This window comes from Flavobacterium sp. (genome assembly GCF_017744675.1).
Taxonomy (GTDB): Bacteria; Bacteroidota; Bacteroidia; order Flavobacteriales; family Flavobacteriaceae; genus Flavobacterium.
The window spans coordinates 362,136-374,020 of record NZ_JAGIAV010000003.1; the positions used below are offsets into that span (position 1 = coordinate 362,136).

Below are 11,885 nucleotides of genomic sequence, written 5' to 3' on the forward strand. Positions count from 1 at the left end.
TAATCTCACATTTAACTTAAAGAGGCTGCGGTCAAAGCGGCCTCTTTTATTAAACCGAATAAATAATCGTAAATAAGAACGTTCTCTTAAAAAGGAAAGTTCATAATAAAAACAGTATGAAAAGTAAATTTTTATTAATGCTGGCTGGCCTCGTCTTTTTTTTTAATGCTTGCTCTAAAGACGATAATGAAACTGCCGATGTTCTGGAAACTCCCGTTGCAAATGCTCCAAAAGACGTAAATGATAATGGTTTTAAAGCAAAGTGGAATTATGTTTCCCATTCTAAAAGTTATCTTTTAGATGTTTCGACCGACGAAAATTTCACCTCTATTCTGCCAAATTATAATGCAAAAACTGTAACTGACTTAAACGAAGTTGTAGTAGGTTTAACTGGTGGAACGCAATATTATTACAGAGTGAGAGCTAAAAACGAAACTCAGATTTCGGATTATTCAAATGTGATTAGTGTGGTGACTACAGGCACGAGCGGTATTCCTGAAGATCCTACATTCTTAAAGGCAAAAGCAAACAAATTGGCCAATCCATTTTTTGTTGGTATGGCAATTAAAGCCTCACAATTAACAAATGGAAGTCCGTACGATGTGATCCTAAAAAATGAGTTTAGTAGCATTTCTGCCGAATATGAGATGAAAATGGATCAGATCTCGACTGCAAGCGGTGTGTACAACTGGACTGTAGCCGACAAAATTGTAGCCTATGGAAATACCAATAACATTAATGTACACGGTCATGCTTTAGTTTGGCATAATGCAGTACCACAATGGCTTAAAGATTTTTCTGGTACAGATGCCGAATTTGCTGCAGAAGTAAAAAAATACATTACAGATGTAGTGACACATTATGCAGGAAAAGTAAAATCTTGGGATGTGGTTAACGAAGCTGTAGATGATAGTGGCGCTATGAGAAATACTATTTTCTTGCAGCGAATGGGACCAAATTATGTTAGAGACTGTTTTCAATGGGCAAGAAATGCCGCTGTTGCTGCTGGTGATTCTTCGCTATTATTATTCTACAACGATTATGCAACGTCAACTAATAGTGCCAAACAAGACAAAGTTTTTGGTTTATTAGATGATTTAAAAACAGCTAAAGTAATTGATGGCGTTGGTTTTCAGATGCACAACACTTATTTTAGCCCAACCAAGGCGCAAATACAAACAGATCTTAACAAGGCTGTTGCAAAAGGCTTAAAAATTCACGTTTCAGAATTGGATATACAAGTAAACCAGTTTAATGATATTTCGACTTTTACAAACGAAAGAAGACTAGCACAAAAAGCAAAATATAAAGAAATGGTACAACTTTATAATGCACTTCCGGCTGCAAATAAATATGCATTGACCATTTGGGGAATGAGAGATAACGAATCTTGGATTCCATACAGCACCGAACTGAATCATCCAGGTAATGACTGGCCTTTATTGTACGATTCTAATTTTGCTGTTAAGAGTTCGCACACTGGATTTTTAGAAGGTTTAGATTAAAAAACAAGTTTGAATTAGACTGGGGTATCATCATCTGCCTCCAAAAAAAACACCACTTAAAAAGTGGTGTTTTTTGTTATTAATAAACTCAAAAAGAAATCGCTATTATATAGTCCTTTTATATACCGAAACTTCATCTACCCACATCATAGCAGCTGTAAATAAATTTATTTTATTTGGATCTATAAAACTAGAATCATTTGATCCTACATTCAGGTTTAAAATAATGTTGTGCTTTTTAAAATTATTCAAATTAAGTTTAGGCACACTGCTATTCGTATAGGTCGAAACAATTGTATTGTCAATCTTTACCGTTACAGTAACCGCATTATCTTTCATTCTTATGAAACATTCATATAAATGCCAGCCATTATTTCCATCAACATTAAAACTACTAGGATACTGCCTTTCGGCTAAGTTCCCCAATTGATTGGTCCCTGAAACTGTACCATAAAAAAGATTTGATGTAAAACGAGAAGCCCCTGGCGCAAAAGAATAGCCTTCTACAATATCAATTTCACAACTCGTAGGCCATCCGTCTTCTTGAACTGTCCAGAAAGCGGGCCATGCACCATAAGTTTCCTTGAATGATTTATAATTTGCTCCGTCCATTGCCAAAAGCTTAATAGTAGCCGCTATTCTATATTCGCTATTATTTTCAGGAGTGTATTGGTAAATAGACTTTATGAGCCCCGATTGGTATTTATTCTCTCCCAGCTTTGAAGTTTTAATTTCCAAACAGCCTTTTCCATCTCTTACTTGTATCGTAGGCACTGCACTTTTATAATCGCAGTATTTAGAATTATAGTCTGTACGCTGCACTTTTGTCCATTTCGAAAGTGAGGCATCGCTCTCAAATGTATCTTCAAATTGCTTGACCCAATCAGATGCTGCCGTTTTATCAATACTTTTGTTTACGCTTATACTATCCTGTTTTTTCTCTGTGTCAGAATGCTCAAAACAAGAAGAAAATCCTACGGCGCATGTTAGCATTAAGGTAACCTGAGTTAATTTTTTCATGAAAAGTTATTTAGTTATTACTAGTTTGTATTCAAAACTAAAAGTAACCTTATATGAAAAAACAGAATGCCACATTTGAGGCAGTTAATAGCATAGATGTTGTATTTTATACTATTGCCTTAAACAGGCACCCTAATCTAAACGACATTCGATTACCGTCAAACTAACAATAAACAATCTAAAAGAAAAGAAGAAAGAAAATTTCCTCATTCTTACCCCAGTCTAACAATTCCAGTATTTCAAGCCATCATATCTTTATTTTGATTCCAAATTTATTATCTGATGCTGGGCATTGGTGTTTTTTGGATTAAGCTGAAAGGCTTTTTTGTAATACCAAATAGCTGCTTTCTTATTTCCCATTTCTGCAAGAGTTTCTGCATAGCTGTCATTTGCATTAGAACTTTGGGAATAAAGATTAACATTAAGTTTGAAAATTTTCAAGGCTTCCTGTTTCTTACCGCTTCCCAAGAGTTTATAGCCAAAGTCATTTAATTCATTTTCATCTAAAATAAAGGAAGGATCTACCTTTTTAAAATTTTTAGCCAGTTTTAATGCATTGTCATAATTTTGTTTAATCAGTTCCTTTCTTAGTTTTCTCAAAGCATGAGACCATCCAAATCCATTTGCCTCATGCATTTCAGGAATATAATAGCCTGCAATTTCATCTATAAAAAATTCCGGATTTGCACCTTGAAAATTTGTTAGAACTATAATTGAAAGATTGTCTTCAGGATATACAAAAAAAGCCGATCTCATCCCTCCTATTGGACTGGCTGCAGGATGCTCCGCTCTAGAAACAATTGGCCAGCCAAGCGCATAACCATTTACAAGCTTGTTAAAGCCGCGAATACGCCCATTATTTAAAACTGCAGGCTGCCATAACAAGTCTAAGCTAGACTTTTGTTTTAGCAGTTTTCCGTTTTGCAGCGCCAAAATCCACTGAGCAATCTCCTCTGAAGTTGAAACAATTCCAGCGCAGGTTCTAAAATACTCCGGAAACTTAAAGAAGTTAACTTTCATTCTATCAGTCGTTACCCATTTCCCGTTTACAACTCCTTGCGCCGTATAACCACCTGCCGAATTTGTAATAATGTCATTTGAATCTCCAAAACGGGTCTGTTTCATTCCTGCTGTTTGAAATTGTCTCTCTTCAATAAATTTGGTAAAGTGCATTCCGCTAGCTTTATTGATAATCTTCCCGATCATTACATAACCAGTCTGATTATAACGAAAAAAGTCCCCTGTTTTAAATTCCATAGGAAGCGTTTTGACCTTTTCCCACGCCGCTTCTTCAGTATCACCTATAAAATTCTCAGTATTGTCAATAATATTTGGAAGACCTGAGATATTAGAAAATAGCTGTTTAATAGTTAGCGTTTTCCACGCATCCGGCAAATCTGGTATATATTTCGAAACAGGATCATTTATGTTTAGTTTACCTTCCTCCTGAAGCTGCATTATGGCAACACCAACAAATGCTTTGGTGCAAGAATTAATAGCAAACATGCTTTCTTTGGTCACATTTACATTATTTTCGATATTGGCAAGTCCGTAACTGTTGCTTTTAACAATCTCCCCATTTCTTACAATGGTCAGCTGCAAACCTGGAATATGAAGCTTTTCCATTTTATCTTTTAGAAAAAAATCAATGCTGTCGGTCTCTTTTTGCTGTGAATTTACCTGAAAAGTCATTAAAGTGGTTAAGAAAATTACTGATGCAGTTTTCGATATAAGTTTTTTCATGATTGGATTTATAATTTGTGTTAGGGTTATGAGTCTACTGGCAGCTCTTTATATTTCTAAAATGTTATTAATTGGATTCTGGCAATCGGTCTGCTTCTGTTTTATTTCTGTTGAAACGATACACTGCAGTAAAGTTTACGTAACGCCCTTGCGATTTATATTCAGATGTAAGGCTGTAGGAATCTGCTACAGTATTTCTTTTTCTAATCTGCGAATCGAAAAGATTATTTACATTCAAAGTCAGCGACATTTTATCTCTGAAGAAATCTTTGCTTACACCGATGTTTGCGCTGTATTGTGCTTCTGTTACAGTTTGGACTCCCTGGTTTTTGCCTCGATATCTAAAGTTAAAATCTCCAGAAATAATTTTAGGAAATTTAACTGTTGTACGAAAGCTTGAAAACCAAGTCTGGTCCTGAGCGCTATAAACCGTATTTTTATAGTTTCCTTCCTGTTTAAATCCGTAACAGTTAAAGTCTAAAGACAATCTTAACCACTTATAAGGATTATAAACCGTAGAAACTTCTGCTCCGTACCTCTTTTCTGTACCCAGATTTACAGGAGTGTTAATGAAATATCCCTCATCAGTACGTTCTGCGATATATTCAAAAAAATTAGTAGTATACTGGAAATAGACAGACGGATTAATGCTCAATTTTCCAGGTTTAGCCAAGACTGTCAATTCGAATGAGTCTGTAAACATTGGATCGAGATCTGGATTTCCAACAGTAAGATTTTTTAAATCTGAAAGTCCAGAAAATGGATTCAGCTGCCAGAATCTCGGACGATTGATGCGTTTGCTGTAACTTAATTGTAAATCTGTTTTCGCTGTTAAATTATAGACCAAATGAACGGTTGGAAATAAATTGATATAATTTTTTGAGTTATTGAAAGTGTTCTTCTCATCGGCAATGTTTATATCTGAGAGTTCTGAACGCAACCCTAATAAATACTTGAATTTCTTCAATCGGCCTGAAAACTGAAAGTAAGCGCTATATAAATTTTCATCGTACTTCAATTTATTGGTAAACTGCTCTTGTTGCATGTTTTCCAAAATCGTATAATAATCACTTCGTATGGCTCTTAAATCACTCCTTATTCCCATTTCGATTTTATAATTTTCACTAAGCGGATTTACAAAATCTGATTTTATAAAAATATCATTGCTTCTCTCGATGTCATTAGTATACAGATTAGAAACTGGCGATTGATCAGGAAATAGACGCTGCTCATTGATATATTGGTTTTCATCATCGTTCCAAAAAACATATTGCACACTTGACGTCCATTTTTTATCTTTTTTATCAAATACTTTTGCATAATTTGCCTCAAATGCATTGTAAATCTGAGGCTCTTCATATCTTTCAAATCTTGAAATAATGCTGTCGGTTGCATCAGCTGCACTCGAATAATTATAAACGTAATTCGTAAAATCTTTACTCTTGTTATGATCTCTGTAGTAACTTGCAGTAAGCGTATTTTTATCATTAATATAATAGTCGCCTCCCATATAAATGCTTGCTGTTTTATTGCTTCTTTTACTGTCGTTAAACTGATTTAAAACTGTTGAAGTACTATTTTTAATATTTTGCTGCTGAATTTTGTTTGAAGCATAAATTTTCATTTCACGATATCCGACATTTCCAAACACATTTATTTTTTCTGTTTTATAGCTGATATTTGCATTCACATTGTAATTTAAAGGATGTCCGACTCCAGCCTGAAATGATCCGTTAAATCCTTTTGCACTGTTCTTTTTCAAAATAATATTGATTATTCCCGCGCCGCCCTGTGCTTCATAAGCCGAAGAAGGGTTGGTAATCACTTCTACTTTTTCGATACTAGCGGCAGGAATTTGTGACAACCCATTATTGGCCGTTAGCATCGAAGGTTTTCCATCTATTAGAATAGTTACACTGCTGTTTCCTCTTAAACTTACAGCTCCAGCAACATCAACATTTACCGAAGGAACATTATTTAAAATATCATTTGCAGATCCTTCGCGGGACAAAATATCTTTTCCCACATTGAATATTTTTTTATCCAGTTTTAATTCAACTGCCGATTTTTCGCTGGTAACATTTACTTCTTTTAATTCGCTAATATTTTCATTCAAAGAAATATTTTGGACCAAATTCTGATTAAGATTAAAATTTGCTGTGGTGAAAGTCATATAAGACATGAATTCAACTTTTAATTGAAAATTTCCTGAATTGCTTTTTAATGTATAATTCCCATTTTCATCGGTCGTTGTTTCATTGGCTTTTTGCGAACTTGAAAGTAGAATTACGGATACGTAAGCAAGGGGTTGTTTTGTTTTAGAATCAACTATTTTTCCTTTTATAGTATATTCAGCCGATTGCGAGAAGGCAGTAAATTTAAAAACTAAAATAACGAGCAATAATGCAAACTGTTTCATTTTGTGGAGAGTTAAGAATTTGAAGCAAAACTCCTTTTTAATTTCGCTCAAAATTCTGGCTCATGACATATAAAACGTAATTGGCGATAAACAATCAGATAGAAGGTATAAATCACGTTCGTACCCTATTTTTACCTATTCATGCTTTTTTTTCCTGTTTTCATCTGCAATAATTTTACGCTTCTAAATAAGTATTACATTTGGCATATGACACCATTCGAAAAACTTATAAAATTTTCTACCTCTCATAGACTGAGCGCGCATATTATTTTCTGGATTTTTATTTTTATTATGTTTTTTAGTAAAAATACTTCTTCAGATCCCCAAACATTAAGGGTTGATTTGCTCTATACCGTTTATTACGAGGTATTTTCAATCATTGGCGCGTATTTTCTATCCTATAGAATTTTTCCCCGGCTAATAAGTTCAAAAGAGAATAATTGGGTTTGGGCTGAACTGATTGCAGCAAGCTATGTGATTTCAGTTATTGCCAGAATTACCATGGTTTATGGTTTAGAACCTTTTGTACGCAAAGAAAATTTCGAACAGGAATCAATTATTGAAATACTGACTGATTTACCTACTTTACTTGGCGCTTATTTTTTACATATCCTTTCATTATCTATCTTTTTCATCTTTATAAAACTGATAAAAGATCAATACGTCATTCAGAAAAAGTCATTGCTACTGGAAAAGCAAAAGGCCGAAACCGAATTAAAAATGCTTAAATCGCAACTAAATCCCCATTTTCTATTTAATACGCTAAATAACATTTATTCGCTTTCGATTATAAATTCGCCAATAACATCAAAATCAATTGCCGTATTATCTGAAATATTAGACTGCGTTTTATACCGTTGCAGCAGCACTTATGTGCCTGTATTACAAGAAATCACATTAATCAATAATTATATTTCTCTTGAAAAACTTCGTTATGACGATCGTCTAAGTGTAACTTTTAATCATCAAACAGATCAAAACGGACTAATCGCTCCTTTGATATTGCTTTCTTTAGTTGAAAATGCTTTTAAGCATGGTGCTGGAGAGGATGTGGGAAGCTCACCAATAATCGAAATTGATCTAAAATTATTGAATAATAAATTTGAATTTATTATTAGGAACTCAATTAATAATTTTGGACCCGAGTCTGAAAGCGGTAAAATAGGTTTAAACAATATTACACAGCAGCTTGATAAAATTTATCCTGAAAATTATACTTTTGATGTAACAAAGACAAATACAGATTTCACAGCACATCTAAAAATAAATCTTACAGCTTATACCGTATCATAAATGAAAATCAAATGTTTATTGGTCGATGATGAGCCCTTGGCTATCAGCTTAATGCAGAACCATATCAGTAAATTAGACTATTTAGAAGTTGTAGGAACTTGTTCAAATGCTTTGAAGGCAGCAGAACTCTTAAGAACCACTGCAGTAGATTTAATGTTTTTGGATATCAAAATGCCTCAGATTACAGGGATTGATTTTTTGAAGACCTTAAGAAATCCGCCTGCCATTATCTTTACTACAGCTTATCGCGAGTACGCTCTGGAAAGCTATGATCTCGATATTGTAGATTATCTTTTGAAGCCTGTTACTTTTGAACGCTTTTTTAGAGCCACAGACCGTTATCTAAGGATGAGTGCTCCAATCAACAGCAAGATAATTACCCCTGCTGAAGAAGATTTTATTTTTATTAAAAACGGGCCAAAATTTAATAAAGTAAATATAGATTCTATTTTATATATTGAAAGCGTAAAGGATTATATAATTGTATATCAGAAAGAGGGAATAAAACTCAATGCTAAATATAAAATTAGTGATATTGAAATAGAACTTCAGGATAAAAGCTTTCTTAGAATTCATCGTTCTTTTATAGTCAATCTAAAAAATATTACTGCATTTACCGCTTATGATGTTGAGATTGGCAACATTGAAATTCCAATTGGAGCCAGCTACAAAGAATATGTTTTCAAAATGCTTAAAAAAGGCTAGCTAAAAGTATAATCATAAATAGGCCGCAAACCTCTTAATCTGTCTCCTCATTTGCAAAAGAAATCAAAATGCTGTTGGGCAAACAAGGAATAAAGTTTTCTTAAAAACTTAATTTGCCATAGGAAATTCATTATGTATCATCTCCAGTTTATCTTTACTGATGGGCTTATTTATAAACCGGGCAACAAGAGGATTACTTTCGGCACGTTTAATATCATCAGGATGCAGCGAAGTTGTAAGCATCAAAATTTTACTCTTTGATTTAACAGCATCAGAAAACTTGGAATATTGTTCTAGAAATTCATATCCATTCATACCTGGCATATTGATATCCAAAAAAATAAATTCGGGCAATGAATTAGGCTCATCTTCCAGCTCCTTAAGATGTTCTAATGCCTGGTAAGCAGACTCAGTCAAAATGACTTCTTGGGCGAAATTGCATTTTTCAATCATTTTTTTTGCAATAAAACGATCTGTCGGATTGTCATCGACAACAAGAATCTTTCTGTAAAATGCCTTTTGCGGTACAGTTTCCATACTTGATTTTATTTATTCATTAATTTGCCTATTTGGAATTTCAATATAAAAAGTAGTGCCCACTCCCACTGTAGAAGATACCCTTATCTTGCCCCCTAGCTTGTTCAGAGCTTCCTTTACTATATACAATCCTAAACCAGACCCTAACGCTATATTGGAGGCGCGATAAAACATATCGTATATTCTAGGAAGGGATTCCTCTGGAATGCCGATCCCAGTATCACTAATTACAATATGCGCTGCATGTTTCTGAATGAAGACCTCAATTTTAACAAAAGGTTTTTCATTTGCAATATCCTGATAACGAATAGCATTTGAAATAAGATTGTTTAAAATATTGTTTAGTCTGCTTTTATCAGAAAAAAAAGAGCTTTCCCCTCTGATATCAGTTATAAAATCAACGGTTCGGCTGTCGCCCATGAATTTCAGATTTTGCTCAATCTCTTCCAAAAGCTCTTTAAAAATAATTGGGTCATTACCCAGATCAGTGCGAAGATTACGTGAATAATCCAAAATATCACAGATAAAAGTGTCCAGTCTTTTTGCATTGCCTTTTAAAGCCTCCAAATATTCCATTGTATGTTCTTCCTCCGTCTCATCTTCGGCAATTTCGATAAGTCCCAGCATAGAATTCAATGGCGCTCTCAGGTCGTGGGAAGCGCTATAAACAAAGTGGTCCAATTCATAATTGACTCTTTTGAGCTCCATATTTTCAACTTCTTTTTTCCTGAAGATAAGATCCATGTGTAGTTCACTGTATTTTTTAAATTGGTAGGCCCACAATCCGCAAATTGAAAAAATAGCTGCCACAAGAATAATATGAAATGAAAATGTCTGCAGCGACATATGGTCCAATTGCGTAAAATAGATTCCATCTACTCCCACGTACTGCATATAAGCAAATAGAGCATGATGAATTATAACAATAATTAAAAGAGGAATCTGCAATTTCCATTTCTGATAGGTAATCAATATGGCGCTGGACAGAAATGCAGTAAAATGCATTTCAAAAAGACCATGCATCTGATAGATAAACTGTGCCATAAAAAGTCCTAAAACGGCACTTAAAACATACTGATAAAAGTCTGTATCAGGAAGAAATGTTTTAGCTGAATAATAAGCTACCAATAAGAGGCTTCCAACTCCTATTGCTATCTGCCAAGTATCGTAAAAAAAAGCGAGAAACAAGCCAAAAACAAAAAAACTTATAATAAAATAATTGGCCAAGCTATCCGATTTCATTTTAATGGCAGAAAGAAATTCTCCAATGTGTGCTGATTGGCCCGAACTTTCGTCTTTTTGTTCCATTTGCATTTCTTACCCTATTTTAAGTTAAACTCTTTATAATCTAATCTTTTTTAAATCTTGATTTTTCTAAAAACAAGAGGCAATAAAAACGGAGGCCAATTAACAAGAAACCTTTTGCGGCTATCTAAAACTGCAGTCACAATTTTGACAATGAAATACGTAAAAGTATAATTGCTTGTCTATTCAATTGGTAGCCTAATCTTTTCCAGCAACAAAGGAAACTCAAAAATATATTGCGCTTATTTCTCACACCATTTATTTTGAAACTTATTCCTTAAGAAAATGATTTTCAACGATAAATTAGGAGGCAATATTTACAAGTTCAGGATGCTTTTAATACAGAGCAGGCTTAAACTAAAATACGAAATTTTAATCAATTTTAATAAGACAATAGCAAAAATTAAAAGAAAATCAAACAATCAAACAACCTATAGATGGATCAGTCTAAAATCATCTACTTCATAGCCATTGTAAAACCTAATAGAACGGTATCGTGATTTGTTCATACAACAAGCTATAGAGACTTAAAAGATGTAGGCATAATTCATCTCATTTGATGCAAATCTGAGCAAAACAACATCTAATAACATTCTAAAATAAAAATCCCAAAAAAAAGAGTTAAAATGTTTACATTCACATTTTAACTCAAAACCTTTTAAAGCTCCATTTCTAAAAAGAATAAGAATTCTCATGAATTGAAAACAATTCCATTAAAACGGATTAATCACACCGATACGATACAGTATTGAACTTAAATTCGAAAACCTGTATAAAACAGAAAACCCCATCCGGATTGGATAGGGTTTTCAAAAGAAAGGCGACGACATACTCTCCCACAATAATGCAGTACCATCTGCGCAGGCGGGCTTAACTTCTCTGTTCGGGATGGGAAGAGGTGAGCCCCGCCGCAATAACCACCTTAAGGTTTTTAGCTTCAGCCGTAAGCAATGCGCCTTAGGCTATAAGCTGCTCTGCGTCGAGCAAATATTTTAACATACTGGGATAAAGAAAAAGATAATGCGTATTTAGAAAGTTTCCTCCCGATCCGCCTGGGCGGATCGGGAAAAGGGATGTGCATAAGCTTACGGATTATTAGTACTACTCGACTGTGACATTACTGCCTTTACATCTGTAGCCTATCAACGTGGTCATCTTCCACGATCCTTAAAAGAAATCTCATCTTGTGGTGGGTTTCGCGCTTATATGCTTTCAGCGCTTATCCCTTCCCAACGTAGCTACTCTGCGGTGCCCCTGGCGGGACAACAGATACACTAGAGGTTAGTCCAATTCGGTCCTCTCGTACTAGAATCAGATCCACTCAAATTTCTAACGCCCGCAGTAGATAGAGACCGAAC

General features: G+C 34.3%; 8 protein-coding genes and 2 rRNA genes. 3 read left to right on the forward strand and 7 right to left on the reverse strand.

Annotated features, from left to right (window positions below; all coding sequences use genetic code 11):
• Positions 1 to 116 precede the first annotated feature (116 nt).
• Complete coding sequence (locus J7574_RS10190; protein ID WP_290967649.1) at positions 117 to 1,505, forward strand: endo-1,4-beta-xylanase; 1,389 nt, start codon at positions 117 to 119, stop codon at positions 1,503 to 1,505.
• A gap of 105 nt (positions 1,506 to 1,610) precedes the next feature.
• On the opposite strand, the gene J7574_RS10195 is transcribed toward J7574_RS10190, so the two are convergent.
• From J7574_RS10195 to J7574_RS10205, 3 genes are all read right to left on the reverse strand, one after another.
• Positions 1,611 to 2,525 (reverse strand): family 16 glycosylhydrolase, encoded by a 915-nt coding sequence (locus tag J7574_RS10195; protein ID WP_290967652.1) that lies wholly within the window; start codon positions 2,523 to 2,525, stop codon positions 1,611 to 1,613.
• 255 nt (positions 2,526 to 2,780) lie between these two features.
• Positions 2,781 to 4,268 carry a beta-lactamase family protein gene (locus J7574_RS10200; protein WP_290967654.1) on the reverse strand — a complete coding sequence of 496 codons (1,488 nt, stop codon included), beginning with the start codon at positions 4,266 to 4,268 and terminating at the stop codon, positions 2,781 to 2,783.
• 67 nt (positions 4,269 to 4,335) lie between these two features.
• Positions 4,336 to 6,687, reverse strand: coding sequence for a TonB-dependent receptor (locus J7574_RS10205; protein WP_290967657.1), 2,352 nt, complete (start codon positions 6,685 to 6,687; stop codon positions 4,336 to 4,338).
• Positions 6,688 to 6,978: 291 nt separating this feature from the next.
• Here J7574_RS10205 and J7574_RS10210 point away from each other — a divergent pair, with 291 nt between their 5' ends.
• Together J7574_RS10210 and J7574_RS10215 are read left to right on the forward strand one after the other, a co-directional pair.
• The gene (locus J7574_RS10210; protein WP_290967660.1) at positions 6,979 to 7,980 is read left to right on the forward strand and encodes a sensor histidine kinase; all 1,002 of its coding nucleotides are present in this window, start codon (positions 6,979 to 6,981) and stop codon (positions 7,978 to 7,980) included.
• Positions 7,981 to 8,685 carry a LytTR family DNA-binding domain-containing protein gene (locus J7574_RS10215; protein WP_290967663.1) on the forward strand — a complete coding sequence of 235 codons (705 nt, stop codon included), beginning with the start codon at positions 7,981 to 7,983 and terminating at the stop codon, positions 8,683 to 8,685.
• 108 nt (positions 8,686 to 8,793) lie between these two features.
• Here J7574_RS10215 and J7574_RS10220 read toward each other — a convergent pair whose 3' ends face one another.
• The 4 genes from J7574_RS10220 to J7574_RS10235 form a co-directional block, all read right to left on the reverse strand.
• Entirely contained in the window at positions 8,794 to 9,222 is a 429-nt protein-coding gene (locus J7574_RS10220) for a response regulator (RefSeq protein ID WP_290967664.1), read from the reverse strand.
• Positions 9,223 to 9,234: 12 nt separating this feature from the next.
• Complete coding sequence (locus J7574_RS10225) at positions 9,235 to 10,536, reverse strand: HAMP domain-containing sensor histidine kinase (protein ID WP_290967667.1); 1,302 nt, start codon at positions 10,534 to 10,536, stop codon at positions 9,235 to 9,237.
• A gap of 806 nt (positions 10,537 to 11,342) precedes the next feature.
• A 5S ribosomal RNA gene (gene rrf / locus J7574_RS10230) occupies positions 11,343 to 11,452 on the reverse strand.
• 150 nt (positions 11,453 to 11,602) lie between these two features.
• Positions 11,603 to 11,885 (reverse strand): 23S ribosomal RNA (locus J7574_RS10235); the annotation flags it as partial.